Origin of the sequence: Porphyrobacter sp. AAP82, assembly GCF_000331285.1 — a bacterium.
GTDB lineage: Bacteria > Pseudomonadota > Alphaproteobacteria > Sphingomonadales > Sphingomonadaceae > Erythrobacter.
The window spans coordinates 23,554-47,242 of record NZ_ANFX01000022.1; the positions used below are offsets into that span (position 1 = coordinate 23,554).

Here is a 23,689-nt window from a genome sequence, read left to right on the forward strand (position 1 = left end):
CAGCGCGGTTTGCGCGCGATCCCGGACCGGTTCCGGGATGAAGAGTGGAAGGTATTTCCCATGACCAAGCCCAAAGTTCTTATCAGCGACAAGATGGATCCCAACGCCGCGCGCATCTTCGAGGAGCGCGGCTGCGATGTCGATGTCATCACCGGCGAAACGCCCGAGCAGCTCATCGCCCGCATCGGCGAATATGATGGCCTCGCGATCCGTTCCTCGACCAAGGTCACCAAGGCGATCCTCGATGCCGCCACCAACCTCAAGGTGATCGGCCGCGCCGGCATCGGCGTCGACAATGTCGACATTCCCTATGCCAGCGGCAAGGGCGTGGTGGTGATGAACACGCCGTTCGGCAACTCGATCACGACTGCCGAACACGCCATCGCGCTGATGTTCGCGCTTGCCCGCCAGCTGCCCGAGGCGAACGCCCAGACCCAGGCGGGCCAATGGCCCAAGAGCGGGTTCATGGGGGTCGAGGTGACCGGCAAGACCCTCGGCCTGATCGGTGCGGGCAACATCGGTTCGATCGTCGCGTCGCGCGCGCTCGGCCTCAAGATGAAGGTGATCGCCTATGATCCCTTCCTCACCGAAGACCGCGCGATCGAGCTCGGGATCGAGAAGGTCGATCTCGATACGCTGCTGGGCCGTGCCGACTTCGTCACGCTCCACACGCCCCTGACCGAGGAAACCCGCAACATCCTGAGCCGCGAGCGGCTCGAGAATGCCAAGAAGGGCATCCGCATCATCAACTGCGCGCGCGGGGGCCTGATCGACGAGGCGGCGCTGAAGGAGTGCCTCGAAAGCGGGCAGGTTGCAGGCGCCGCGCTCGACGTGTTCGAGACCGAGCCGCCGGCCGCCGATCACCCGCTGTTCGGCGCGCCGAACTTCATCTGCACCCCGCACTTGGGCGCGAGCACGACTGAAGCGCAGGTCAACGTCGCGCTGCAAGTCGCCGAGCAGATGGCCGACTACCTCGTCAACGGCGGCGTCACCAACGCACTCAACGTGCCCTCGCTGAGCGCCGAGGAAGCCCCGAAATTGAAGCCCTACATGGCGTTGGCCGAAAAGCTCGGCAGCCTCGTGGGCCAGCTCGCGCATGGCAACCTGACGCAAATCGGGATCGAGCGCGAAGGGGCGGCGGCGCAATTGAACGGCAAGCCGATCACCGCGGCCGTGCTCGCCGGCTTCATGCGCCGCTATTCGGATACGGTGAACATGGTCAACGCGCCGTTCCTCGCCAAGGAGCGCGGGCTGGCGGTGAGCGAAGTGCGCCATGACCGCGACGGGGCGTTCAACACGCTGGTGCGCGTGACGGTCGAGACCGCGCAGGGGCCGCGTTCGGTGGCGGGCACGCTGTTCGGCACCGAGGCGCCGCGTCTGGTCGAGATCTTCGGCATCGGCATCGAGGCGGAACTGTCGGGTCACATGCTCTACATCGTCAATGACGACAAGCCGGGCTTCATCGGCCGCATCGGGACGCTGCTGGGCGCGCGCGGCATCAACATCGGCACCTTCAACCTCGGCCGCCGCGAAGCGGGCGGGGAAGCGGTGCTGCTCCTCAGCCTCGATGAAGCCCTGACCCCCGAAGTCATCGCCGAGGCCGAAAAGGTCGAAGGCGTGAAGCTGGTCAAGGCGCTGTCGTTTTGATCTCTCGCGGGAGGCTGGCGCTGCCAGCCTCCCTGCCGAGGGGGCGGCCTGCCGGCCGGCACGCGGTTGCGCTTGCGGCCCGTACAAGCGGGCCGGATCAGCGCTTCTGCGGGAGGGTAGCCTTCCGCGCTTGCCCCTTCACCCCGCGCCCATACCCCGCTAAGCGCGGTTGCACATGACCAAGCCCAACGATCTCCTGCCCGAAGGCCTCGAGGACCGCCTGCCGCCCGAGGCCGCGCGGATCACCGCCATGATGCGCGCCTGTCTCGATGTGCTGGACGCGCACGGCTATGACCGGGTGCGCCCGCCGCTGCTCGAGTTCGAGGCCTCGCTCGCCGGGCGCATGGCGGGGGTGACGGTGGGCGAGCGCAGCACGCTGTTCCGCTTCGTCGATCCGGCCAGTTTGCGCACCCTCGCGCTGCGCTCGGACATCACCCCGCAGGTCGGGCGCATCGCCGCGACCAGCCTTGCCGCCGCCCCGCGCCCGCTGCGGCTCGCCTATTGCGGCGACACCGTGCTCATCAAGGCGAGCCAGCTCGATCCCGCGCGCGAGCGCCTGCAACTGGGTGCCGAGCTGATCGGCGCCGACAGTGTCGCGGCCGCGGGCGAGGTGGTGATGCTCGCGGTCGAGGCATTGAAGGCCGCCGGCCTGACCGGCATCTCGGTCGATTTCACGCTGCCCGATCTCGTCGACACCCTCGCCGGAGCCGATGGTCGCGGGCCATTCCCGCTTGCCCCCGAGGCCCACGAGGCGGTGCGCCGCGAGCTCGACACCAAGGACGCAGGCGGGCTCAAGGCCGCAGGGGGCGGCGCCTACCTGCCGCTGCTCTACGCCACCGGCCCCATCGAGAGCGCGCTGGCCGGGCTGCGCGCGGTCGATGCCGGCGGCGCCCTCAAGTCCCGGCTCGACGGGCTCGCGGCGATCGCCGCCGCCATCGGCGATGCCGCCACCATCACCCTCGACCCGACCGAGCGCCACGGCTTCGAGTACCAGTCGTGGTTCGGCTTCACCCTCTATGCAGAAGGCCTGCGCCGCGCGGCGGGGCGGGGCGGCACCTACCGCATCGCCGGGAGCGAGGAGGCCGCGACCGGCTTCACGCTCTACCTTGACCGCCTCGCCGACATCGCCCCGCAGCCCGGGGCGGTGCGCACCTGCTACCTGCCGCTGGGCCATGACCGCGCGGCAGCGGCCCGCTTGCGCTTCGAAGGCTGGCGCACCATCGCGCAGCTCGCCGAAGGCGAGGACCCGGCCAGCCTCGGGTGCGGCTACATCCTTGAAGGCACCGCGCCGATCGCCCTGGAGCACGCCCGATGACATCCGTACCGACCCCGATCGCCCTCCCCGACGACCCGCTCGCCCCATACCTGATCGCGCCCGCCTGGCGGGTGGGCGACCTGCTGTTCCTCTCCGGCCAGGCGAGCATCGGCGCGGACGGCAGCATCGTCGGCATCGGCGATTTCGACGCGCAGCTCGCCCAGACCTTCGCCAATATCGAGCGCGTGCTGGCGGCGGGCGGCAGCGACCTCAGCAAGGTGGTCAAGGTCACCATCTACCTCACCGACATGGCGCACTTCCCCGCCATTCTCGAAGCGAGGCAGCGCTGGTTCACCCCGCCATACCCCGCCGACACCACGGTCGAGGTCAAGGGCCTCGCGCTGGCCGACCTGATGGTCGAGATCGACGTGATCGCCGCCGTGTAGGGGGGCTGGGCCGCAGCCGGAGGGTTGCGCCGGTTCACCCCAGCACCTTCCTCAGCCAGTTGTCCATCACCACGGTCGCGGCGTAGTCGGCCTCGCCGAGCTTCCTGTTGATCTCCATGTGACCGCGCAGGCCCCTGCCCGGGAAGCCCGCGATCTCGACCGCGGTGCCGCCCGCCTTGAGCGCTGCGGCCAGCCGCTTCGACTGGTCGACCGCATCGCGCCGCTCGACATGCAGCAGCAGGAAGGCCGGCGCATTGGGGCTCGCGGCCTGCCGCATCGGCGAGAGCGCCTGCTGGCGCGCGGGATCGGTGCCGAAGGCCTGCTCGTAGGTCGCCGTCATCCGCGGCCCGGCCAGGGTGAACTGGCTCGCCACGTCATAGGCCGCGCCGTCATTGGGCATCACCCCGTCGATGTCGGCAAAGCTGAGGCCGGCCTGCTTCAGATAGCGCTCGTCGGTCCCCACCAGTGCCACCAGATGCGCGCCTGCCGAGTGCCCGGTCAGCACCACGCGCGACCGGTCGATCCCGAGCGCATCGGCGCGCTCCAGCAGGTGGGCGAGCGCGGCGGCGACATCGCCGGCCTGCTCCTCGACGGTGTTGCGCGGCACCAGCCGGTAGTCGATCGAGGCGAAGGCGTAGCCCTGCCGAAGCATGTGCGCGGGCATGGCGCGCCCCATCGCGTTGTTCTTGCTGCCGCGCTTCCAACCGCCGCCATGGACGAACAGCACCAGCGGGGCCTTGCCGGCGCCCCCGGGCACCCACAGGTCGATCGCCTGGAGGCTGTCATCGCCGTAGTAGAGCGTCTGCGGCGGCGGCACCTTCGCGGCATCGCCGCGCGCTCCGCGGCCCGCACGCTGCCCGGCGCGCTGCTCGATCCGTGCGCGCAGCTGGCTGCGGCAGGTCTCGGAGAGTTGGCTGGCCTTCTCGATCAGGCAGGTGCGCAGCTGGCTGCGGTCGGTGCCGCACAGCGTGACGATCTCGGCGCGGCACTCCCTCGACAGGCGCTCGCCGCCGCCCATTCCCCCGGCGCGCTGCTGGGCGAGGATCGGCGTGGCGAGCGCGGCGAGGGCTCCGGCAGCGAGGACGAGCTTGGCAGGGGTGTTCATCGGGCGGTTCCTTGCAGAGGGCGATTCGCCCCCTTCAACGCACGATGCCCGCCAACCCTTCGCGCACGGTCTGCGGCCAGCCTGCCGCCTGCCAGCGCGCGTGTAGGAGACACATGAGACACTGTCCTGGAGCGAAATCCCGGCCGCGGCCCGCACATTGCGTCGCACCGCCCGCAAGGTCCGGTGCAGGCGGGGGAGCGGAGGCGATCGGCGGGCATGGGAGCAAGCCTGCCACGCCTTGCGATCTGTAGGAAAGCGCCAAATCGCGCGAGGCCCGCGCTTGCCTCGCAAGGCCCAAGCGCCTAGGCCCCCGCCCGCGCATTTCTCCCGCCACCCGCAAAGGATAGCAATGGCCAACGTCACCGTGATCGGCGCCCAGTGGGGCGATGAGGGCAAGGGCAAGATCGTCGACTGGCTGGCGAGCCGCGCCGATGCGGTCGTGCGCTTCCAGGGCGGGCACAATGCCGGCCACACGCTGGTGGTGGGCGGCAAGACCTACAAGCTCTCGCTGCTGCCTTCGGGCATCGTTTCCGGCACGCTGTCGGTGATCGGCAACGGCGTGGTGCTCGATCCGTGGGCGCTGCGCGACGAGGTCGCCAAGGTCGAAGGGCAGGGGGTGTCGATCACCGACGAGAACCTCGCCATTGCCGACAACTGCCCGCTGATCCTGCCGCTCCACCGCGATCTTGACGGCTTGCGCGAAACGGCGGCGGGCAAGGGCAAGATCGGCACCACCGGGCGCGGGATCGGGCCGGCCTACGAGGACAAGGTCGGCCGGCGGGCGATCCGGGTGTGCGACCTTGCGCATCTCGACACATTGGAGCCGCAGCTTGATCGCCTGTGCGCCCACCACGATGCGCTGCGCGCCGGTTTCGGCCAGCCTCCGGTGGACCGCGCCGCGCTGCTCGCGGAACTGCGCGAGATCGCCCCCTTCGTGCTGCGCTTTGCCCAGCCGGTGTGGAAGCGCCTCAAGAAGGTGCGGCGTGCGGGGGCAAAAATCCTGTTCGAAGGCGCGCAGGGCGTGCTGCTCGATGTCGACCACGGCACCTATCCCTTTGTCACCTCGTCCAACACGGTGAGCGGCACCGCCGCCTCGGGCAGCGGCCTCGGCCCCAATTCGACCGGCTTTGTGCTCGGCATCGTCAAGGCCTATACCACCCGTGTCGGCAGCGGCCCGTTCCCCACCGAACTGGAGGACGAGATTGGCCAAAGGCTCGGCGAGCGGGGGCATGAATTCGGCACCGTCACCGGGCGCAAGCGCCGGGTCGGCTGGTTCGATGCGGTGCTGGTGCGCCAGTCCTGCGCGATTTCCGGCGTCACCGGCATCGCGCTCACCAAGATCGACGTGCTCGACGGGCTTGACCGGGTGAGCATCTGCACCGGCTATCGCCTGCGCGGCAAGGTCTATGACTACCTCCCCAGCCATGCCGCCGACCAGGCAGGGTGCGAGCCGATCTACGAGGACATGCCCGGCTGGCACGAGAGCACCGCGGGCGCGCGCTCCTATGCCGATCTTCCGGCCAATGCGATCAAGTATATCCAGCGCATCCAGGAATTGATCGAATGCCCCGTCGCGCTGGTCTCGACCTCGCCGGAACGCGACGACACGATCCTGATGCGCGATCCCTTCGTGGATTGAGCGGCGAAAGCGCAAGGCCATCACCATGATTGCCGGCCGCAAATCAGCGCCTTAGAATGGCGGGGATGAAGCGCGCGGTACTCCTTTCCCTGGTGCTTGTCGCCGCCTGCGCCGCGCCTCCGGCGGACAAGGCGCAGGGCCCCTCCTCGCAGCCCCCGCTCTCGCGCGATGCCGCCCGGATCATTCCCGAACGGCGTGTCGCCGGCGTCGACTATCTGATCGTCGACAAGTCCGAACGCCTGATGGTCGCCTATGCGCAAGGCCAGCCGGTCAAGGCCTGGCGGGGCCAGCAATTCGGCGACCAGCCGCAGGGCCACAAGCGCTTCGAGGGCGACGAGCGCACGCCCGAGGGACGCTATGTGATCGAGGGCCGCAATCCGGGGAGCGCCTATCACCTCAGCCTCAAGGTCTCCTACCCCAACGCCGCCGACCGCGCCTTTGCCGCAGCGCAGGGCCGCTCGCCGGGGGGCGATATCTTCCTCCACGGCCAGCCCAATTCGCTCCCCTTCGGCCGCGTTCCGGGCGACTGGACCGACGGCTGCATCGCCCTGTCGAACGCCGAAATCGAGGAATTGTGGCGCATCGTGCCCGACGGGACACAAATCGAGATCAGGCCGTAATCCTCTCCGGTCGCGCCCGGAGGAAGGGCAAGGGAGGTCATCCCGAAAGCTCCGTTATGGAGGCGATCTCGGTACATCTACTTGACTTGATCGCGTTTTGTTCCATAATCGTTCTACCACAGCCGGAGTCGAGTCGATGCTGACCCACACCTCTGCCCAAGCCGATTTTGCCTATGACCTTGCCGATGACGGCGCGGGCTTGCCTGCGCGGGTCGCGATCTTCGGGGCGGAGGAAGGCTTGCGCCGCCAGATCGCCGCCGATCTTGGCGGGGCCGGGTTCCGCGCGATTGACGGGGGATCGCTGCGGGCGCTGCTCGAAGGGCCGATTGCCCTGCTCGGCGATGTGGTGGTGGTCGATTGCGCGGTCACGGGTGCGCGCGGCAGCGATGCGATGATGCTCGCCGGCCTCGCGCGGCTCGATATGCGGGTGGCGCGTTCGGGTGCCAAGCTGATCGTGGCGACCAACCTTGAAGGTCTCGACGATGTCTTCGCGGTGCTCGACCAGTCCAATCCGCAGATCCTCGTAAGCCCCAGCCGCGCCGAACGCGTGATCGCGGTCGGCCGCGTGATGGGAGAGGCGGGGGCCGCGCGCCTGCGCGAAATGGGCGAGGAAGACCGCGTGGCGCTGCTGCGCCTCTCGCAGCAGGTCGAAGCGATCGCCCACTCGCTCGACCGGCTCGGCTATACAGGCGGGCCTGCGGGCAATCTGGGCGAATTGAAGCGCGGTTACGCCGCGCCCGAGGCCTCGGCCTTCGCCGGCTTCGGCGCTGTTCCTGACGCTTCGGCCGTCGCCGCGCTCGCAGGCCCCCCGCTTCCCGATCCTCATCTGGTGCGGCAGATGATCGCCAACCGCCAGGCGCGCTGCCGCTTTTTCGATTCCGAACTGTTCGGCGATCCGGCGTGGGACATGTTGCTCGATCTCACCGCCGCGCATGGCGAAGGTGCACGCGTCTCGGTGACCTCGCTGTGCATCGCGGCGGGCGTTCCGGCGACCACCGCGCTGCGCTGGCTGACGCAGATGGTCGAAAGCGGGATCTTCGTGCGGGTGCCCGATCCTGCCGACCGCCGCCGCGCCTTCATCGCGCTGAGCGACACGGCGCTTCACGCGATGTCGGGCTACTTCGCGAGCCTGAGGATGCCGGTGTTGCAGGCGGCCTGAGCGGCGCACCGCTGCGTCCGCCGGGTCAGCAGGCAAGACACGAGCATGGCGCAGCGCCCCTTTCGAAGATCTCAGTCCGCCGCAGTCTCGGCCCCGTCGCGCCGGATCGCAAGCGTCATTCCGCTCGCCTCGCCAGAGCGCGCCAGCGGCAGCCGCCGCGCATCGGCGCGGGCGCGGGCGAGGATTGCGGCGGGAACCCCCTCGGCCACCAGCAAGGTGTCGGCGATCCCGAGCAGCCGCGCCTCGCGCAAGGTCAGGTCTTCGGGATCGTCGGAGCGCAGCACGATCTCGGCCACCGCGCCTGCACCCGGCGCCTCGGCCCCCTCGGCCCCCTCGGCCCAACGGGCCACGCGCTCATGCGCCGCCGGATCGAGCGGATCGAGCACCCCGCCCTCGCGCAGCGCCGCATCGACCGCCCGCCGCCGGTCGGCGCCATCGGCAAGCCGCGCCCGCAGCACCGGCCGCGCAGCCTCCAGCGCGCGGGCGAGGGCGCCCAGCGTTCCGGGCAGCACCCGCTCCAATCGCAGCCGCACATGCTTGGCGAGCCCTGCCGAGGCGCCCCCCGTGCCGATCGCCACCAGCAGCGGATCGCGATCGAGGATCGAAGGCGTGGTGAAATCGCACAGTTCTGGCCGGTCGACGACATTGACCAGCATCCCCGCACAGCGCGCATTGATCGCGGCAACCTCGCAGGCCTTGGCGTCTTCATAGGCGATGAAGGCGAGCCGCACGCCTTCGTCGATCGCGCGGGGCAGGTCGTCGACGATCACGCCGCCGGCGCGCTCGACCAGCCGCCGCTTGGGTTCGGCGGCCGGGCCATCGCCCAGCACCAGCACCGCTTGCCCGGCAATCTGGTGGAACAGCGGCAGGCTGGCGATGTTGCTCATGGCCGGCTCACCGCCCTGATCCCCGGGCCGTCAGGCGAGCCATTCGGGCACGCGTTCGGCAGCCATGATCGCGCCCGCCTCGATCCGGTCGGCGACGACGGCGAACTTGTCCCCGCCAACCAGCACCTCGGCAACGAAGCCGCGCGAATTGTACGAGGAGGCCATGGTCGCGCCGTAAGCCCCGGCGGTGCGGAACACGGCCAAATCGCCCGCCGCCAGCGCATCGCATTCGCGGCCCATCGCGAAGGTATCGCCGGTCTCGCAGATCGGGCCGACGATGTTCGCGGTCATCCGCCCGCCGCGGGGCGCGACCGCCTCGAAGTGGTGGTAGGCGCCGTAGAGCGCCGGGCGCGCCAGATCGTTCATCGCCGCATCGACGATCACGAAGGGGTCCTTGATCCCGCGCTTCACCCGCACCACGCGGGTCAGCAGCACGCCGGCATTCCCGGCGATCACGCGGCCGGGCTCGAAGATCAGCTTGACGCCCCAGTCCTTCGTGACGCGCGCGACCATCGCGCCATATTCGGCAGGCGCGGGGAGCACCTCGCCCATCCGGTAGGGCACGCCGAGCCCGCCGCCGAGGTCGACATGGGTGACGGTGTGGCCTGCGCTGCGCAGGCTGGCGACCAGCTGGCCGAGCTTCACGAAGGCGGCCTCGAGCGGCGCAAGGTCAGCGAGCTGGCTGCCGATATGCACGGCAACGCCCCTGAGGTTGATCCCCGGGAGCCGCGCCAGCGCTCCGAAAATCTGCCCCGCCTCGCTGATCGGCACGCCGAACTTGTTGTCCGCCTTGCCGGTCGAGATCTTGTCGTGGGTGCCCGCATCGACATCGGGGTTGATGCGCAACGTGCACTGCGCGGTCATCCCCTTGGCGGCGGCGATCGCGGCGAGTTCGATCCCCTCTTCCTCGCTTTCGATGTTGAACTGGCCGATCCCGGCATCGAGCGCGGCGGCCATTTCCGCGGCGGTCTTGCCCACGCCCGAAAAGAGGATCAGCCCGGGCGCGATCCCGGCCGCCAGCGCGCGGCGCATCTCGCCCACCGAAACCACGTCCGCGCCCATGCCCTGCTGCTGCAACACGCGCAGGACCGCAAGGTTGGGGTTGGACTTGACGGCAAAGGCGATCAGCTTGTCGGGCACCCCCGCCAGCGCCTCGCGGAACACCCGCGCATGGCGTTCCAGCGTGGCCCGCGAATAGACATAGACCGGCGTGCCGACGGCCTCGGCGATCACCGGCAGCGGCACGTCTTCGGCGTGCATCACACCGTTCTGATAGGCAAAATGGTCCATCGGGTCTCTATTCGGGGGGCAGGTCGAAGGGATCGTCCTGACGCTCTTCCGAGCGGCGGCGCAGTTCGACGGAGCGTTCGGGGGCGGCGAGCGCCTCGCGGCGCAGAAGTTCCTCGGCCGAAGGCGTGGCCGCGGCGCCATAGGGCGCATCGGGGGCCTTGGCGCCTTCGGGCGGCGTCAGCGGGGCGACCGTGCCGCAAGCGGCAAGCGCCAGGGCGGGCGCGGCGGCAAGGCCCAAGGCGATGGTTTTGCGCATCATTCCTCCATTCCCAGGGCGGCCCGCGCGGCGGCGACCTGCTGCGCGACCTGCCCGGGCGCGGTTCCCCCGTAGGAGGCGCGCGCCGCGACCGAGGCATCGACCGAAAGCGCAGCATAGACGGTTTCGTCGATCCGCGCATCGATCGCCTGCAAATCGGCGAGCGGCAGCTGGTCGAGCGCGATCCCCCGGCTCTCCGCCAGCTTGACCGCGGCCCCCGTGATGTGATGCGCCTCGCGGAACGGGATGCCGGCCTTGCGCACCAGCCAGTCGGCCAGATCGGTTGCGGTGGCATAGCCGAGTTCGGCCGCCGCGCGCATCCGGTCCATGTTGAAGGTGGCGCCCGCGATCATCCCGGTCATCGCCGCGATGGAAAGGGCGATCAGCGAAGCCGCCTCGAACACCGGCGGCTTGTCGTCCTGCATGTCCTTGGAATAGGCGAGCGGGAGGCCCTTCATGGTGATCATCAGGCTGGTGAGCGCGCCGATCACCCGCCCCGAATGGCCGCGCACCAGTTCGGCGGCGTCGGGGTTCTTCTTCTGCGGCATGATCGAGGAGCCGGTCGAGAGGCTGTCGGGCAGGCGGATGAAGCCGAAGGGCTGGCTCGCCCACAGGATCAGCTCTTCGGCAAGGCGCGACAGGTGCAGCGCGCTGGCCGAGCAGGACCACAGGAAATCGAGCGCGAAATCGCGGTCGGAGACGGCGTCCAATGAATTGGCGGTCGGCCGGTCGAAGCCCAATGCAGCGGCGGTCGCATCGCGGTCGATGGGAAACCCGGTGCCCGCCAGCGCCGCGCTGCCGAGCGGGCATTCGTTCATGCGCGCCTTCGCATCGGCAATCCGCGCACGGTCACGCCGGAACATCTCGTAATAGGCCATCAGGTGGTGGCCGAGCGTCACCGGCTGCGCGGTCTGCAAGTGGGTGAAGCCGGGCATGATGCTGGCGGCGTGCTCGCCCGCGCGGGTCACCAGCGCGCGCTGGAGGGCTGCGAGCCCCTCGTCCATCTGGGCAAAGGCATCGCGCACCCACAGGCGGAAATCGGTCGCGACCTGATCGTTGCGGCTGCGCGCGGTGTGGAGCCTACCTGCGACCGGCCCGATCAGCTCGGCGAGCCGGGCTTCGGTGGTCATGTGAATATCCTCGCGGTCCCAATCCTCGGGCACGCCGTTCGCCGCGTATTCGGCGGCGACCTGATCGAGGCCGGCGCTGATTGCGGCCGCATCCTCGGCCGCGATGATGCCGCACGCGCCGAGCATTGCCACATGCGCCTTGCTGGCGGTGATGTCCTGCCGCCACAGCGCCTTGTCGAAGGGGATCGAGGCGTTGATTTCCCGCATGATCGCGCTAGGGCCGTCAGCGAAGCGGCCGCCCCACATGGCGTTGGTCGCCGTCCCCTCACCGGAGCCCGTCATGTCCCGTTCGCCGCTCATCCTTGCCGTATCGCTCCTCATGCTGGCGGGATGCGATAGGGCCGCCGAGGCCCCGGCGCAACCGGTTGAAGCGGCAGCGACCGATGCGGCGGCTGCGGCGGGGGCGGTGGACCGCAAGTTTGCCGGAACGCCGCTCCCCGATCTGCAATTCGCAGATCCCGCCGGCAAGAGCCTCGATCTGGGCGCGCAGGACGGGCCGGTGCTGCTCAACCTGTGGGCGACATGGTGCGCCCCTTGCGTCAAGGAAATGCCGCAGCTCGATGCTCTGGCAGGCACGCTCGAGGGCGAGGTGCGGGTCATCACCGTCAGCCAGGATATGCGCGGGCCCGAGGTGGTGACGCCGTTCTTCGCGCGCACCGGCCTCAAGCGGCTGGAGCCGTGGCTCGATCCCGACACCCGGCTGGCCGCGCAGTTCACCCCCGAAGGCGTGCTGCCGCTGACGATCCTGTTCGACGCGAGCGGCACGGAAGTGCTGCGGGTGACGGGGGGGTATGACTGGGGCTCGCCCGAAGCGGCGGCGCTGGTGAGGAACAGCCTCGCGGCGAAATAGGCCTAGGCGAGCCGCGCGGCGATCGGCTCGCCCATGCGCAAGGGATCGCCGGGCGTGAGATCATCGCGCCATGCCACGCGGCCCGGTTCGAACAGCAGGACCACTGTCGAGCCGAGGTGGAAGCGGCCCATCTCGTCGCCCGCCGCCAATGTCCGGCTTTGGCCCGCGAAGTCCTCGTGCACCGGCGTGCGCGCATGGGTGCGGAAGCGGTTTGGCCAGACGGTGTCGATCCCCGCAACGATCATCGCGCCGACCATGATGCTGGCAAAGTGCCCGTCGGGCCCGTCGAAGCGGCACGACAGGCGCTCGTTGCGCGCAAACAGCCGGTCGACCCCGGCGGCGGTGGCGGTGTTTACCGAGAAGAGGTCGCCCGGGATGTAGCTGGTCTTCGCCAGCGTGCCGGCGGCAGGCATGTGGACGCGGTGGTAGTCGCTGGGGCTGAGGTAGATGGTGATGAAGCGCCCGCCTTCGAAGCGCGCGGCCTCTCCGGCTGCGCAGCCGAGGATTTCTGCGACCGAGTAATCGCGCCCCTTGGCCTGGATGATCCGCCCGCCGCTGATGGACCCAAGCTGGCTCACCGCGCCGTCTGCGGGCGAGAGGATGAATGTCTGTGCGTCCGCCAGCGGCCGCGCGCCGGGTTTCAATTCGCGCGTGAAGAAGTCGTTGAAGCTCGCAAATTCGCCGATCCCGCGCGCGGCTTGCGCCATGTCGACGCCGTAGGCCGCCACGAACCGCCGGATCAGCAGGTCGCGCAGCCACGGGGTCTGGCTCGATGCCAGCCCTCCGGCAAGGCGCGAGAGCGCGTGCTGCGGGACGAGATGCTGGAGCGCGATGAACAGATCGGACATGGGCGCGGCGCTACCGGCGCGCGGGGCCGCGCGCAAGCGCAGGGGTTAGAGTGTCGGGGTCTGGCCGCCGTCGACCTTGATCGCGCTGCCGGTGATGAACCCTGCGCGCGGGGAAGCGAGAAAGGCGGCGATGTCGCCGAATTCTTGCGGTTGCCCCAATCGTCCGGCAGGGATCGCCGCGACCGAGCGGGCGGTGACCTGCTCGGCCTCGAGCCCCTGCGCGGCGGCCATCCCGGCATGGAGGCTGGCAAGGCGGTCGGTCGCGATCTGGCCGGGGAGCAGCAGGTTGACCGTCACCCCGTCCGCTGCGACTTCGCTCGCCAGGGTCTTGCACCACGAGGCAAGCATCGCGCGCACCGCGTTGGACAGCACCAGGCCGGCAATCGGCGTCACCATGCTGGTCGAGGCGACCGCGAGGAGGCGCCCGAAGCCGCGCGCACGCATGTCGGGCAGGAACTCCTGCGCGATGGCAAGCTGGGCATTGAACATCCGCGGCAGCACCGCGGCGAAATCGGCCGGGCCGGTGGTGGCCGCCCCGCCCATCGGCGGGCCGCCCGCGTTGAGCACGAGAATATCGGGCGAGGCCCCGCCTGCGCGCACCCGCTCGATGATCGCCTGCGGGGCTTGCGGTTCGTCGAGATCGGCGTGGATGTGGAGCCGCCCGGGCAGCCCCGCGCCTGAACGCGCCACGGTGATCACCCCCGCGCCCTCGGCCGCCAGCGCCTCGGCAATCGCGCGGCCAAGGCCCTTGCTTGCGCCGAGCACCAGCGCGGTCTTGCCGTCGAGTCCCAGATCCATCGCATCGCCTCCCGAAAGCCCGGTTGAAACAGACTTGGGCGCCGTGGGCGGTGACGGGCTCGAACCGCCGACCCTCTCGGTGTAAACGAGATGCTCTACCAACTGAGCTAACCGCCCCACGGCGCCATGGGCCGGAGCGCGGTTTAGCTGTGTTGGTGCGGGGGTCAAGCAGGTAGGGTATACAGGCGCGGGCAAGCAGAGCGCGAGGCAGGCGATGACCATTCACACGGCTCTCAATGACGGAACGCCGGTGTGCATCCGCCGGGTCGCCCGCGCGGACGAGGCGCGGCTGAAGGAGGGCATCGCGCAGCTCTCGCCGCAATCGCGCTACCTGCGGTTCTTCTCCGGCATGCGCGAGGCCCCGCCGCAGGTGCTGCGCGCGCTGGTGAGCGCCGACGGGCACAACCACCTCGCCTGGGGCGCGCTGCGGAGCGACCTGGCCGACACGCCGGCCCTGGGCGTGGTCCATGCCTTCCGCGACAAGGATGATCCGGAAGCCGCCGAGTTCTCCGTCGCGGTGATCGATGCCTATCACGGGCGGGGCCTTGCGCGGCTGCTGACGGCGGTGCTGCTGCTCGATTGCGCGCGCGAGGGGTATGAGCATTTCACCGTCCATGTGCTCCCCGAAAACCGCCCGGCGCTGGCGCTGGCGCGCTTGCTGGGCGCGAAGGGCGTGGGGCACGAGGGCGGGGTGACCGAGCTGGCGATTGACATCGAGGACGCGCTCGCCGCCCTGCGCGGCGAGCCGGACGTGCCGGGGCTGGCGGCGGTGTTCGCGCAGTTCGGCAACGAACCGCAGGAGTGATTTCGAGTGAAATGGAACATTTCACGGCTCGGAAATCACGGCTCAACTTGGCGAGGGCGCGTGCCAGGGTTAGGGGCGCAGGCATGAGCACCCGCGCACCCCGCATCCTCGTCCTGGGCACCGGCGGCACGATCGCGGGCGCGGGGAGCGGCGGGACGGGAGCGGGCTATCGCCCGGGCGGCTTGTCGTTGGAGGTGCTCGTCGGGCACCTTGCGGCGCTTGGGCTGGCGGCGGAACTGCACCCGCAGGAAATCGCGCGGATCGGCTCGCAGGACATCGGTTTCGCCGAGTGGCAGGCGCTCCATGCGGCCTGCATGGGGGCGATGGACGATCCTTCGGTGGACGCGGTGATCGTCACCCACGGCACCGATACCGCGGAGGAGACCGGCTTCCTGCTCGACCTGACGCTGCCCACGGCCAAGCCCGTGATCCTGGTGGGCGCGATGCGCCCGGCGGACGCGGTAGGGGCGGACGGGATGCGCAACTTCGCCAATGCGGTGAAGGTGGCGAGCGATCCGGCAGCGGCGGGGCGCGGCGTGATGCTGGTGATGGGCGACGCGGTGCTCGCGGTGCGCGACGCGAGGAAATCCGCGACCAGCGCCATCGACGCGTTCCGCACCTTCCCGAGAGGGCCGCTGGCGCGCGTGACCCCCTCGAGCCTCGACTGGTTCGGCCCCGCGCACCGCGTCGGCGAGGCCGCGCGCTATCCCTTCCCGGCGGAGTTGCCGCGCGTGGCGATCCTCACCGCGGGGGCGGGGATGGATGCAAAGCCGGTCGAAGCGCTGCTCGGCATCGGCGCGCGGGGGATCGTGCTCGCGGGGATGGGGCAGGGCAATGCGCCGCGCGTGGTGCTGGAGGCCCTCGCCGCTTGCGCGGCTTCGGGGGTCCCGGTGGTGCGTGCCTCGCGGGTCGACGAGGGGCTGGTCGACCGCAATGTCGAGGTGGAGGACGATGCCCTCGGGCTGGTGGCGGCAAGGGCGCTCGGCCCGGCCAAGGCGCGGGTGCTGCTGATGGTGCTGGTCGCGAACGGGGTCACGGACGCTAAGGCGGTGCAGGCGGCGTTTGACGGGTGAGGGGGGCGGCGTCCCTCAGCAAAGGCAATTGGATTGCAGACTACGCCATGGCAGCCAAATCAGCGACATGAGCAATCCCGAGGCGCAACAGACAGCCGCCATCGAAGCGGCCGACCGCGCTTTTGCGGCCGATCCGCCGCCGCGCGTGTCGAACACCTCGCCGCTTCGCAATCCGCAGGCCCTCACCCCCCGAAGCGCCCCTCACCCCCAGGGCGTGACCAGGTACTTCTCGCCGGTCTTCATCTGGCGGTAGTCGGTGATCGCGGGCTTCTCCAGCATCCCCTCCAGCGTCACCTTCGCCTTGTAGGCGCTCGCGAAGGTGGTGGTGAGGCCCGCCTGAACCCGCTGGCGCATCCGCACCACGGTCTCCATCCCCGCGCGGGCGAGGAAGGGCGTCAGCAGCCAGCCGGCGATGCTCCACTGGAGGCCGTAGGAGGGCGTCAGGATCGTCGGGTTCTGGAGATCGAGCCGCCCGTAGATGTACATCTTCTTCTGCTGGTTCGAGCCGTAGCGCGAGAACTCGGTCATCTGGCTGACCGCGACCTGCTCCATCGCCTTGAGCACGCCGTCCGAGGCCTGTCCGCCGCCGATCGGGTCGAAGCCGAGGAAGGCGCCGGTCTCGGCGATCGCGGCGCGCAGGTCGGCCATGTAGGTGGGGGCCGAGGAGTCCACCACGTAAGTCGCGCCCTGTGCCTTGAGCATCGCGACATGTTCCGGCTTGCGCACGATGTTGACCAGCTTCATCCCGTCCTCGATGCAGATGCGGTTGAGCATCTGGCCGAGGTTGGACGCCGCCGCGAGGTGGACGATGGCGGAATGGCCTTCCATCTTGGCGGTCTCGACAAAGCCCAGCGCGGTCATCGGGTTGACGAAGCTCGAAGCGCCGACCTCGCTCGAATGTTCGCCGAGGGGCAGGCACATCATGGCATCGGCGATGGCATATTGGCTGAAGGCATGGCCCGGCACGCAGGCGACGCGCTGGCCGACAAGGGCCTGCGCCATCTCGCTCTCGCCCGCCGCGATCACCGTGCCCGCGCCCTCGTTGCCCGCCGGCAGGCGCTGGCCGTGACGCGCCTTGTTGCCGGTGAGGAAGGGCTCGGGCATGGTCGCGACGACCTTGCCGGGGGCGTATTCGGCGCTCTCGAAATCGGCGGCGCTGGTGAGGATCGCAAGATCGCTCGGGTTGATGGGCGCGGCTTCCATCCTGACCAGCACCTGATTGCCGGTCGGCGCGGGGAACTGGCTCTCGGCGACTTCCAGCGTCAGCTTGCCATCGGCAGTAAGGGTGGTGAAGAGCTGCTTTCCGGTGGTCATGATCGTCTCCCTTTGTTGCTGGCGGGCCTAGGCATTCTGGTTGCGCTTCGCAACCATTGGCGAGCGCCCACCCCTAAGCTCTCCCTCAGGCGGGAGGGTGACGGGTTGCCGCTGATGCTCCCCTCCCGCTTGCGGGAGGGGCGGGGGTGGGCCTGTCAGGGATAGGTCGCTGCGACGAAATAGAGCCCGTGCGGCGGCGCATTCAGCCCCAGCGCCCCGCGGTCCCGCGCCGCCAGCGCCGCGGCGATGCGGCTCTCGGGCCAGGTCCCCGCGCCGACCAGCTTGAGGCAGCCGACCATGCTCCTCACCTGATGGTGGAGGAAGCTGCGCGCGGCGGCGTGGATGTGGATTTCCTCGCCCACTTTCTCGACCCGCAGCTCGTCCAATGTCTTCACCGGATCGGCCGCCTGGCAATGGACCGAACGGAAGGTGGTGAAGTCATGCCGCCCGACCAAGCCTTGCGCCGCCCGTTGCATCGCGTCTGCATCCAGGGGCCGGGGCACGTGCCACGCCTTGTCCCTCAGCAGGGTGAGCGGCGCGCGGCGGTTGGCAATACGATACAGGTAGCGCCGCCCGGTGCAGGAAAAGCGCGCATGCCAGTCTTCGGGCACGACGTCGCAGGCCGTCACCGCAATCGGATCGGGCCGCAACTGCGCATTCAGCGCTTCCATCAGGCGGAAGGGATCGAAGGGCTTTTCCACGTCGACATGGCTGCGCATCGCCAGCGCATGCACCCCCGCATCGGTGCGCCCGGCGGAATGGAGCGTCACCGTCTCGCCGGTGATCCGGTGAAGCGCATCCTCGACCGATTGCTGCACGCTCGGCCCGTGGCTCTGGCGTTGCAGCCCGAAGAACGGCGTGCCGTCGAATTCGAGGGTGAGCGCGAAGCGGGTCAAGCGAGGCGCGTCCCCACCGCCACCGCCCGTCCGCGCAGGAATTCCGCGCGTTCGAGCACCGGCTTGCCCGCGCGCTGGAGCTTCAGGGGCCGGATCGCGCCCGTCCCGCAGGCGATGGTGAAATCATCGTCCAGCACCGTTCCGGGCGCACCGCTACCCTCCGCCATCTCGGCAAGCAGCAGCTTCACCCGCTCTCCCTCCAGCTCGAACCACGCGCCGGGGAAGGGGGCAAGGCCGCGCACCAGCCGCTCGATCGCGCCGGCGCCCTGCGTCCAGTCGATCTTCGCTTCGCCCTTGTCGATCTTGGGCGCATAGATCGCTGCGCCATCGTCCTGCACCTGCGCAGGGAAAGCGGCGAGCTCGGCCAGCACCTCGACCATCGCCGCCGCGCCCAGCTCGCCCAGCTCGGCGAACAGCTCTCCCGTCGTCTTGCACCCCACCGGCACGGCGAACTTGTGGAGCGTCGGCCCGGTATCGAGCCCCGCTTCCATCTGCATGATGGTCACGCCCGTTTCGGCGTCGCCTGCCATCACCGCGCGGTGGATCGGCGCGGCCCCACGCCAGCGCGGCAGCAGCGAGGCGTGGATGTTGAGACAGCCATGACGCGGCGCATCGAGCACCGGCTGCGGCAGGATCAGGCCGTAGGCCGCGACCACCGCGACATCGGCATCCAAAGCCGCAAACTCGGCCTGCGCCTCCGCCCCCCGCAGCGATACGGGGACACGCACCGGCACCCCCAGCCGTTCGGCTTCGACCTGCACCGGCGAGGGGCTGAGCTTCTTCCCCCGCCCCGCCGGGCGCGGCGGCTGGGTGTAGACGCACGCCACCTCATGCCCCGCCGCGTGAAGTGCGCGCAGGGCCGGAACCGCGAATTCCGGCGTTCCCATGAAGATGATGCGCATAAGGATGCTCGGCGGCCTTTGTGAAGCGAGCCGCAGCCCCTATCTCCCCCTCCATGGCATCGCAAGAGATCGAGGCATTGAGCGCCGCGCTCGCCCGCCTGCCGGGGCTCGGCCCCCGCAGCGCGCGCCGCGCGGTGCTGTGGCTGGTCAAGCACCGCGAATCCGCGCTGCCCGCCCTGCTCGAAGCGCTCGCGGGTGTCGCCGAGACGCTGGTCGAATGCGCAGCTTGCGGCAATGTCGACACCCGCGATCCTTGCGCCATCTGCGCCGATCCGCGCCGCGACGCGCGCGCGCTGTGCGTGGTCGAGGAGGTCTCCGACGTCTGGGCGCTGGACCGCGCGCGGCTGTTCCCGGGGCGCTACCATGTGCTCGGCGGCAGGCTCTCGGCCTTGGACGGCGTGGGGCCCGAAGACCTCGGCATCGCCAGCCTCCTTGCCCGCGTGGAAGCCGGCGGCATCGACGAGGTGGTGCTCGCCATGAACGCGACGCTGGAGGGCCAGACCACCGCGCACTACCTTGCCGAGCGGCTCGAGGCCTTCCCCCTGCGCGTCACCCAGCTCGCCCACGGCCTGCCGGTCGGCGGGGAACTCGACTATCTCGACGAGGGCACGCTGGCCCAAGCCTTGCGCGCAAGGCGGCCCGTACAATGACGTCCCTGCGCGCGCGGCGGCCGGTGGGGTGAACCGCACGCAACGCTTCTTCCGATGGCTCCTCGGCCCCGGGGTCGAACGCGAATCGCGCGAGTGGCAATACCAGTGCGGCCATTGCGACCACCGCGAAAGCGTGTGGGACATGGGCGGTATCCGCTACAAGGCGAGCGGCGAGACGTCCCGCATCGGCCGTTGCCCCGCCTGCGGCCAAAGCGGCAAGCGGTGGCTGCGCCGATCACCCTGATTGGAGCATCGCGCTTGCCGGAAAGCGGCGCGGCCCCTATCTTGCAGCGCATTATGGCTATCCGCGAAATCCTCGAAGTGCCGGACCCCCGGCTCAAGACCGTCTCGACCCCGGTCGAACCCCACGAGTTCGGCCCTGAGCTGAACCAACTCGTCGAAGACATGTTCGAGACGATGTACGATGCCCCCGGCATCGGTCTGGCCGCGATCCAGGTCGGCGTGCCCAAGCGCGTGCTGGTGATCGATCTCCAGCCCGACGACCCTGACGCGCCGCCGGTCGAATGCGCGCATGACGGCCACAGGCACACGCACCCGGCCACGAAAAAGGAACCGCGCGTCTTCATCAATCCCGTGATCCTCGATCCGGCCAAGGAGCTGTCGACCTATCAGGAAGGCTGCCTCTCGGTCCCCGAGATCTACGCCGATGTCGATCGCCCCGCGACCTGCACGGTCCGCTATCAGGACCTCGAAGGCAATACCCACGAGGAAGCGCTCGAAGGCCTGCTCGCCACCTGCCTCCAGCACGAGATGGACCACCTGGAAGGCATCCTGTTCATCGACCACCTCTCGCGCCTGAAGCGCGCGATGGTGCTGAAGAAGCTCGAGAAGATCCGGCGGGCGGCGTAATTTGTTTTTCGCTCGCCCCTCCGGACGAGCGTCCTCGCTTGACGTCCTCCGCTTCGCTACGGACCCGCTGCGGGCGGCCGTTCGGCCTTGCGGCGCGTGCCGCGCCGATGCTTGCGCTTACATCGCCGCTCTCGTTACCCCGGACTTGATCCGGGGCCCCGCTTTCCTGTTGGAAAGCGCATCCCGGGTCTAGCGTTCTCCATTCGTTCCGTGTAGGACCGGCGCATGGACCCTGCGATTCTCTCGATCATTGCCCTCTTGGCCGGCGCCGCGCTCGGCTGGTTTATCGCCTCGCGCGTGGCTGCCGATCTGCGCGCGCGGCTCGCGGCGGCCGAGGCTGCGGGGGCCGAGGGCGAGGCGAAATTCGCCCGCGCCATCGCCGAACTGGGCGAGGCGCGCATCGAGGTTGCAGCGCTGGGTGAACGCGCCGCACGGGCTGACGCTCTGGCACAGCAACTCGATGCCGCGCGCGAAGAGAACGCCCGCTTCCGCGCCGAACGCGCCGCCTTTGAAGAACAGAAGCGCCTGCTCGAAGAATCCCGGAGGAACCTCCTCAAGGAATTCGAAAACACCGGCGCGGCGGTGCTGGACCGCGCGCAGGAAGCCTTCCTCAAGCGCGCCGAGGAACGCCTCGGTCATTCCGAGAAGGCAAGCGAGGAGAAACTGAAGGCGCTGCTTTCCCCGGTGGGCGAAAAGCTGGCGAGTTACGAAAAGCAGGTCGCCGATCTGGAAGCCAAGCGCACCGATGCCTTTGGGCAGCTTGCGGGGCTGATCCAGTCGATGAAGGAAGGCCAGGAACAGGTCCGGCGCGAGGCGCAGCGGCTCGGCAATTCGCTCACCAACGCCCCCAAGGCGCGCGGCCGCTGGGGGGAGCGGGCGCTCCAGAACCTGCTCGAACAATGCGGGCTCGCGCAGCACACCGATTTCGTGATGGAACATTCGGTCGATACCGAGGACGGCCGCCTGCGCCCCGACGCGATCGTGCGCATTCCGGGCGGGAAGGTGCTGGTGATCGATTCCAAGGTGTCCTTGAACGCCTATCAGGCGGCCTTCGAGGCAACCGATGACGAAGCCCGCGCCCGCGCGCTCGCCGATCACGTGCGCTCGATGCGGGGTCACGTGCAGACGCTGGGGGCCAAGTCCTACCAGTCGCAGTTCGCCGATGCGCCCGATTACGTGGTGATGTTCGTCCCCGGCGAACACTTCGTCGCCGCAGCGCTCGAAGCCGATCCCGACCTCTGGAACTTCGCCTTCGACAAGCGCGTGCTGCTGGCGACGCCGACCAATCTTGTGGCGATCGCGCGCACGGTGGCGCAGGTGTGGCGGCAGGACGGGCTGGCCAAGGAAGCGCAGGAAATCGGCCGGATGGGCGCCGAATTGTATGACCGCCTTGCCACCGCCGCCGAGCACTTGAAGCGCGTCGGCGGCGGGCTCGAAAGCGCGGTCAACAATTACAACAAGTTCGTCGGTTCCTTCGAGCGCAACGTGCTGTCCTCCGGGCGGCGGCTGGCAGAAAAGGGCGTCGAGATCGGCAAGCGCGCCATCGACGAGGTGCCGCTGGTGGAGAGCGCCCCGCGCTACAATGCCGAGGATGGCAAGGCGGTTGAGGCTGAATATCCCGCGCTCGCAGAACGCAAGGACGCCGCCGAATAGCTAGCCGCCGAGCGCCGCCAGCACCTCGTAAGCCAGCACCGCGCCCGCGACGGCAGCGTTCAAGGAATCCGCGCGGCCCTTCATCGGCATGGTGACGCGCAGGTCGCAGACCAGCTCGTAGTCATCGGGCAATCCTTGCGATTCGTTGCCCACCAGAAGGAAACACGGCGCCTGATAGGGCGCGCCGCGATAGGGCACCGCATCGCGCAGCGAGGCCGCGACCAGCTGGCCCTCTCCCGCCCGCAGCCACGGCAGGAATTCGTCCCACCGCGCCTGCGCGAGGCCCACGGTGAACACCGCTCCCATGCTGGCGCGCACGGCTTCGGCGCTGAAGGGGTCGGCGCAGTCGTCGATCAGGATGAGGCCGCCTGCGCCCACCGCGTCGCAGGTGCGCAGCATCGTGCCGAGGTTGCCCGGATCGCGCAAAGCCTGCGCTGCGAGCCAGATCGGTGCGGCGCCCCGGTCGAGCGCCGCCAGCCGCGTCTCCCACTCGTCGAACACCCCGGCGACCACCTGGGCGTTCTCCTTGCCGGTGATCTTGGAGAGGATGTCGGGCGTGGTCGCGATCACTTCGCCGCCCGCTGCCATGACCTCGGCCTCGAGCCGTTCGAGCAGCGGGTGTTCGCGTCCCTCGGCCATCACCAGCGTTTGCGGGATGCGTCCGCAAGCGCGCGCGTCCTCGAGCAGGCGCAGGCCCTCGACGAGGAACTGGCCGGCGCGCTTCCTGTGCTTCTTGTCGCGCAGGCTTCGCAGGTATTTGACCGTGGGATTGGAAAAGCCGGTGATGTGCTTGCGCATGAGCGTCAGGGCCGTGCGCCCCTAGTCCTCGCCGAAGCCGTCGGCGATCAGTGCGACCAGATCGGCGAGCACGCCTTGCGCCCCGTCACCCTCGACCGCAACCTCCACCGTGTCGCCCTTGGCCGCGCCGAGCATCATCAGCCCGAGGATCGAGCCGCCCGCCGCGCTGTGCGGGGCCTTGCTGACGGTCACTTTCACCCCGTCGGGCAGGGCCGCGACCGCGCCGACGAACTTCGCGCTCGCCCGGGCGTGGAGGCCACGGCGGTTGACGATGGTGACGCTCTGCCTTGCCTCCCCCACGGCGCCGAGCCCTCAGGCCTTGGCCCGCGCCGGCGGGGCGGTGTCGGCCCCGAGCAATTCGCTGGCGATGGTGATGTAGTTGCGCCCGGCGGTCTGCGCGGCATGGACCGCGGCGGTCACGTCCATCGCCTTCCTCGCCCCTGCAAGGCGGATCAGCATCGGCAGGTTGATGCCCGCGATCACCTCGATATGGCCCGCATCCAGCAGCGAGATCGCAAGGTTCGACGGCGTGCCGCCGAACAGGTCGGTGAGGATGATCACGCCCTTGCCGCTGTCGACCGCGAGAATCGCATCGGCGATGTCGGTGCGGCGCTGTTCCATGTCGTCAGAGGGACCGATGCAGACCGTCTCGATCGCGTCCTGCGGGCCGACGACATGCTCCATCGCCTCGACGAATTGGTCCGCGAGGCGGCCGTGGGTTACCAGGATCAAGCCGATCATGTGTGAAAATGGGTCCGTTAACTGCCCGCTCGTCGCAGGGCCTTACGCGTTTCTACG

26 protein-coding genes and 1 tRNA gene are annotated in these 23,689 nt (G+C 69.4%); 13 read left to right on the top strand and 14 right to left on the bottom strand.

What is annotated here, in order from left to right:
* Nucleotides 1-60: 60 nt before the first annotated feature.
* From serA to D620_RS0106980, 3 genes are all read left to right on the top strand, one after another.
* Nucleotides 61-1,647: a phosphoglycerate dehydrogenase gene (serA, locus tag D620_RS0106970; RefSeq protein ID WP_017665080.1), complete on the top strand. Its 1,587-nt coding sequence runs from the start codon at nucleotides 61-63 to the stop codon at nucleotides 1,645-1,647.
* Nucleotides 1,648-1,822: 175 nt separating this feature from the next.
* The gene (locus tag D620_RS0106975) at nucleotides 1,823-2,962 is read left to right on the top strand and encodes an ATP phosphoribosyltransferase regulatory subunit (protein ID WP_033376395.1); all 1,140 of its coding nucleotides are present in this window, start codon (nucleotides 1,823-1,825) and stop codon (nucleotides 2,960-2,962) included.
* On the top strand, nucleotides 2,959-3,348 hold the full coding sequence (locus tag D620_RS0106980; protein WP_017665082.1) for a RidA family protein: 390 nt from the start codon (nucleotides 2,959-2,961) through the stop codon (nucleotides 3,346-3,348). Before D620_RS0106975 ends, D620_RS0106980 begins: the two co-directional genes overlap by 4 nt.
* A 34-nt stretch (nucleotides 3,349-3,382) precedes the next feature.
* On the opposite strand, the gene D620_RS14885 is transcribed toward D620_RS0106980, so the two are convergent.
* Nucleotides 3,383-4,453 carry an alpha/beta hydrolase gene (locus D620_RS14885; RefSeq protein WP_017665083.1) on the bottom strand — a complete coding sequence of 357 codons (1,071 nt, stop codon included), beginning with the start codon at nucleotides 4,451-4,453 and terminating at the stop codon, nucleotides 3,383-3,385.
* A gap of 349 nt (nucleotides 4,454-4,802) precedes the next feature.
* On the opposite strand from D620_RS14885, the gene D620_RS0106990 reads away from it, so the two are divergent.
* The 3 genes from D620_RS0106990 to D620_RS0107000 all read left to right on the top strand — a co-directional run bounded on the left by D620_RS0106990 (nucleotide 4,803) and on the right by D620_RS0107000 (nucleotide 7,871).
* Entirely contained in the window at nucleotides 4,803-6,092 is a 1,290-nt protein-coding gene (locus D620_RS0106990; RefSeq protein WP_017665084.1) for an adenylosuccinate synthase, read from the top strand.
* 65 nt (nucleotides 6,093-6,157) lie between these two features.
* The gene (locus tag D620_RS0106995) at nucleotides 6,158-6,712 is read left to right on the top strand and encodes a L,D-transpeptidase family protein (protein ID WP_017665085.1); all 555 of its coding nucleotides are present in this window, start codon (nucleotides 6,158-6,160) and stop codon (nucleotides 6,710-6,712) included.
* A gap of 136 nt (nucleotides 6,713-6,848) precedes the next feature.
* On the top strand, nucleotides 6,849-7,871 hold the full coding sequence (locus D620_RS0107000) for a MarR family transcriptional regulator (RefSeq protein WP_017665086.1): 1,023 nt from the start codon (nucleotides 6,849-6,851) through the stop codon (nucleotides 7,869-7,871).
* Nucleotides 7,872-7,942: 71 nt separating this feature from the next.
* Here D620_RS0107000 and D620_RS0107005 read toward each other — a convergent pair whose 3' ends face one another.
* Genes D620_RS0107005 through argH form a run of 4 tightly spaced genes read right to left on the bottom strand, consistent with a single transcriptional unit; the run spans nucleotide 7,943 to nucleotide 11,680 of the window.
* Nucleotides 7,943-8,758 carry a precorrin-2 dehydrogenase/sirohydrochlorin ferrochelatase family protein gene (locus tag D620_RS0107005; protein WP_017665087.1) on the bottom strand — a complete coding sequence of 272 codons (816 nt, stop codon included), beginning with the start codon at nucleotides 8,756-8,758 and terminating at the stop codon, nucleotides 7,943-7,945.
* Between the two features lie 30 nt (nucleotides 8,759-8,788).
* Nucleotides 8,789-10,048: a diaminopimelate decarboxylase gene (gene lysA, locus D620_RS0107010; protein WP_017665088.1), complete on the bottom strand. Its 1,260-nt coding sequence runs from the start codon at nucleotides 10,046-10,048 to the stop codon at nucleotides 8,789-8,791.
* A gap of 7 nt (nucleotides 10,049-10,055) precedes the next feature.
* On the bottom strand, nucleotides 10,056-10,307 hold the full coding sequence (locus D620_RS0107015) for a hypothetical protein (RefSeq protein WP_017665089.1): 252 nt from the start codon (nucleotides 10,305-10,307) through the stop codon (nucleotides 10,056-10,058).
* Nucleotides 10,304-11,680: an argininosuccinate lyase gene (argH, locus tag D620_RS0107020; protein WP_051020562.1), complete on the bottom strand. Its 1,377-nt coding sequence runs from the start codon at nucleotides 11,678-11,680 to the stop codon at nucleotides 10,304-10,306. The genes D620_RS0107015 and argH overlap by 4 nt, the downstream gene beginning before the upstream one ends.
* A gap of 34 nt (nucleotides 11,681-11,714) precedes the next feature.
* Between argH and D620_RS0107025 the strand changes: the two genes are divergently transcribed.
* Entirely contained in the window at nucleotides 11,715-12,284 is a 570-nt protein-coding gene (locus D620_RS0107025; protein WP_026092017.1) for a TlpA family protein disulfide reductase, read from the top strand.
* A gap of 2 nt (nucleotides 12,285-12,286) precedes the next feature.
* On the opposite strand, the gene asd is transcribed toward D620_RS0107025, so the two are convergent.
* The 3 genes from asd to D620_RS0107040 all read right to left on the bottom strand — a co-directional run bounded on the left by asd (nucleotide 12,287) and on the right by D620_RS0107040 (nucleotide 14,047).
* The gene (asd, locus tag D620_RS0107030; protein WP_017665092.1) at nucleotides 12,287-13,132 is read right to left on the bottom strand and encodes an archaetidylserine decarboxylase; all 846 of its coding nucleotides are present in this window, start codon (nucleotides 13,130-13,132) and stop codon (nucleotides 12,287-12,289) included.
* A 45-nt stretch (nucleotides 13,133-13,177) separates the two neighbouring features.
* Nucleotides 13,178-13,930 carry an SDR family oxidoreductase gene (locus D620_RS0107035; RefSeq protein WP_017665093.1) on the bottom strand — a complete coding sequence of 251 codons (753 nt, stop codon included), beginning with the start codon at nucleotides 13,928-13,930 and terminating at the stop codon, nucleotides 13,178-13,180.
* Nucleotides 13,931-13,974: 44 nt separating this feature from the next.
* Nucleotides 13,975-14,047: transfer RNA gene (locus D620_RS0107040), tRNA-Val, on the bottom strand.
* 97 nt (nucleotides 14,048-14,144) lie between these two features.
* On the opposite strand from D620_RS0107040, the gene D620_RS14890 reads away from it, so the two are divergent.
* Together D620_RS14890 and D620_RS0107050 are read left to right on the top strand one after the other, a co-directional pair.
* Complete coding sequence (locus D620_RS14890) at nucleotides 14,145-14,735, top strand: GNAT family N-acetyltransferase (RefSeq protein ID WP_081596546.1); 591 nt, start codon at nucleotides 14,145-14,147, stop codon at nucleotides 14,733-14,735.
* 83 nt (nucleotides 14,736-14,818) lie between these two features.
* The gene (locus D620_RS0107050; RefSeq protein WP_017665095.1) at nucleotides 14,819-15,808 is read left to right on the top strand and encodes an asparaginase; all 990 of its coding nucleotides are present in this window, start codon (nucleotides 14,819-14,821) and stop codon (nucleotides 15,806-15,808) included.
* Nucleotides 15,809-16,009: 201 nt separating this feature from the next.
* Here D620_RS0107050 and D620_RS0107055 read toward each other — a convergent pair whose 3' ends face one another.
* The 3 genes from D620_RS0107055 to fmt all read right to left on the bottom strand — a co-directional run bounded on the left by D620_RS0107055 (nucleotide 16,010) and on the right by fmt (nucleotide 18,920).
* On the bottom strand, nucleotides 16,010-17,122 hold the full coding sequence (locus D620_RS0107055; RefSeq protein WP_017665096.1) for a zinc-binding dehydrogenase: 1,113 nt from the start codon (nucleotides 17,120-17,122) through the stop codon (nucleotides 16,010-16,012).
* Nucleotides 17,123-17,277: 155 nt separating this feature from the next.
* Nucleotides 17,278-18,018: a tRNA pseudouridine(38-40) synthase TruA gene (gene truA, locus D620_RS0107060; protein ID WP_017665097.1), complete on the bottom strand. Its 741-nt coding sequence runs from the start codon at nucleotides 18,016-18,018 to the stop codon at nucleotides 17,278-17,280.
* A complete protein-coding gene (gene fmt / locus D620_RS0107065) occupies nucleotides 18,015-18,920 on the bottom strand; it encodes a methionyl-tRNA formyltransferase (RefSeq protein WP_017665098.1) in 906 nt (301 codons plus the stop codon). Before fmt ends, truA begins: the two co-directional genes overlap by 4 nt.
* 53 nt (nucleotides 18,921-18,973) lie before the next feature.
* On the opposite strand from fmt, the gene recR reads away from it, so the two are divergent.
* The 4 genes from recR to rmuC all read left to right on the top strand — a co-directional run bounded on the left by recR (nucleotide 18,974) and on the right by rmuC (nucleotide 22,093).
* Complete coding sequence (gene recR, locus D620_RS0107070; protein ID WP_017665099.1) at nucleotides 18,974-19,570, top strand: recombination mediator RecR; 597 nt, start codon at nucleotides 18,974-18,976, stop codon at nucleotides 19,568-19,570.
* 28 nt (nucleotides 19,571-19,598) lie between these two features.
* Nucleotides 19,599-19,814 carry a hypothetical protein gene (locus tag D620_RS0107075; protein ID WP_017665100.1) on the top strand — a complete coding sequence of 72 codons (216 nt, stop codon included), beginning with the start codon at nucleotides 19,599-19,601 and terminating at the stop codon, nucleotides 19,812-19,814.
* A gap of 53 nt (nucleotides 19,815-19,867) precedes the next feature.
* Nucleotides 19,868-20,440, top strand: coding sequence for a peptide deformylase (locus D620_RS0107080; protein ID WP_017665101.1), 573 nt, complete (start codon nucleotides 19,868-19,870; stop codon nucleotides 20,438-20,440).
* Between the two features lie 225 nt (nucleotides 20,441-20,665).
* Nucleotides 20,666-22,093 carry a DNA recombination protein RmuC gene (gene rmuC / locus D620_RS0107085; protein WP_017665102.1) on the top strand — a complete coding sequence of 476 codons (1,428 nt, stop codon included), beginning with the start codon at nucleotides 20,666-20,668 and terminating at the stop codon, nucleotides 22,091-22,093.
* Here rmuC and D620_RS0107090 read toward each other — a convergent pair whose 3' ends face one another.
* The 3 genes from D620_RS0107090 to D620_RS0107100 are packed head-to-tail and all read right to left on the bottom strand — an operon-like array spanning nucleotide 22,094 to nucleotide 23,632.
* Nucleotides 22,094-22,891: a TrmH family RNA methyltransferase gene (locus D620_RS0107090; protein ID WP_017665103.1), complete on the bottom strand. Its 798-nt coding sequence runs from the start codon at nucleotides 22,889-22,891 to the stop codon at nucleotides 22,094-22,096.
* 21 nt (nucleotides 22,892-22,912) lie between these two features.
* Nucleotides 22,913-23,191 carry an HPr family phosphocarrier protein gene (locus tag D620_RS0107095; RefSeq protein WP_017665104.1) on the bottom strand — a complete coding sequence of 93 codons (279 nt, stop codon included), beginning with the start codon at nucleotides 23,189-23,191 and terminating at the stop codon, nucleotides 22,913-22,915.
* A gap of 12 nt (nucleotides 23,192-23,203) precedes the next feature.
* Nucleotides 23,204-23,632, bottom strand: a complete 429-nt coding sequence (locus tag D620_RS0107100; RefSeq protein ID WP_017665105.1) for a PTS sugar transporter subunit IIA — start codon at nucleotides 23,630-23,632, stop codon at nucleotides 23,204-23,206.
* Between the last annotated feature and the right edge of the window lie 57 nt (nucleotides 23,633-23,689).

Coding starts and splice junctions, on each gene's coding strand:
- D620_RS0107090 (WP_017665103.1), bottom strand. CDS start 22,891: ATGCGCAAGCACATCACCGGCTTTTCCAATCCCACGGTCAAATACCTG.
- D620_RS0106975 (WP_033376395.1), top strand. CDS start 1,823: ATGACCAAGCCCAACGATCTCCTGCCCGAAGGCCTCGAGGACCGCCTG.
- asd (WP_017665092.1), bottom strand. CDS start 13,132: ATGTCCGATCTGTTCATCGCGCTCCAGCATCTCGTCCCGCAGCACGCG.
- D620_RS0107055 (WP_017665096.1), bottom strand. CDS start 17,122: ATGACCACCGGAAAGCAGCTCTTCACCACCCTTACTGCCGATGGCAAG.
- D620_RS0107015 (WP_017665089.1), bottom strand. CDS start 10,307: ATGATGCGCAAAACCATCGCCTTGGGCCTTGCCGCCGCGCCCGCCCTG.
- D620_RS0107000 (WP_017665086.1), top strand. CDS start 6,849: ATGCTGACCCACACCTCTGCCCAAGCCGATTTTGCCTATGACCTTGCC.
- D620_RS0106995 (WP_017665085.1), top strand. CDS start 6,158: ATGAAGCGCGCGGTACTCCTTTCCCTGGTGCTTGTCGCCGCCTGCGCC.
- serA (WP_017665080.1), top strand. CDS start 61: ATGACCAAGCCCAAAGTTCTTATCAGCGACAAGATGGATCCCAACGCC.
- D620_RS0107100 (WP_017665105.1), bottom strand. CDS start 23,632: ATGATCGGCTTGATCCTGGTAACCCACGGCCGCCTCGCGGACCAATTC.
- D620_RS14890 (WP_081596546.1), top strand. CDS start 14,145: ATGACCATTCACACGGCTCTCAATGACGGAACGCCGGTGTGCATCCGC.
- fmt (WP_017665098.1), bottom strand. CDS start 18,920: ATGCGCATCATCTTCATGGGAACGCCGGAATTCGCGGTTCCGGCCCTG.
- argH (WP_051020562.1), bottom strand. CDS start 11,680: ATGTGGGGCGGCCGCTTCGCTGACGGCCCTAGCGCGATCATGCGGGAA.
- D620_RS0107035 (WP_017665093.1), bottom strand. CDS start 13,930: ATGGATCTGGGACTCGACGGCAAGACCGCGCTGGTGCTCGGCGCAAGC.
- D620_RS0107005 (WP_017665087.1), bottom strand. CDS start 8,758: ATGAGCAACATCGCCAGCCTGCCGCTGTTCCACCAGATTGCCGGGCAA.
- D620_RS0107080 (WP_017665101.1), top strand. CDS start 19,868: ATGGCTATCCGCGAAATCCTCGAAGTGCCGGACCCCCGGCTCAAGACC.
- rmuC (WP_017665102.1), top strand. CDS start 20,666: ATGGACCCTGCGATTCTCTCGATCATTGCCCTCTTGGCCGGCGCCGCG.
- D620_RS0107050 (WP_017665095.1), top strand. CDS start 14,819: ATGAGCACCCGCGCACCCCGCATCCTCGTCCTGGGCACCGGCGGCACG.
- D620_RS0106980 (WP_017665082.1), top strand. CDS start 2,959: ATGACATCCGTACCGACCCCGATCGCCCTCCCCGACGACCCGCTCGCC.
- D620_RS0106990 (WP_017665084.1), top strand. CDS start 4,803: ATGGCCAACGTCACCGTGATCGGCGCCCAGTGGGGCGATGAGGGCAAG.
- D620_RS0107025 (WP_026092017.1), top strand. CDS start 11,715: ATGTCCCGTTCGCCGCTCATCCTTGCCGTATCGCTCCTCATGCTGGCG.
- D620_RS14885 (WP_017665083.1), bottom strand. CDS start 4,453: ATGAACACCCCTGCCAAGCTCGTCCTCGCTGCCGGAGCCCTCGCCGCG.
- recR (WP_017665099.1), top strand. CDS start 18,974: ATGGCATCGCAAGAGATCGAGGCATTGAGCGCCGCGCTCGCCCGCCTG.
- lysA (WP_017665088.1), bottom strand. CDS start 10,048: ATGGACCATTTTGCCTATCAGAACGGTGTGATGCACGCCGAAGACGTG.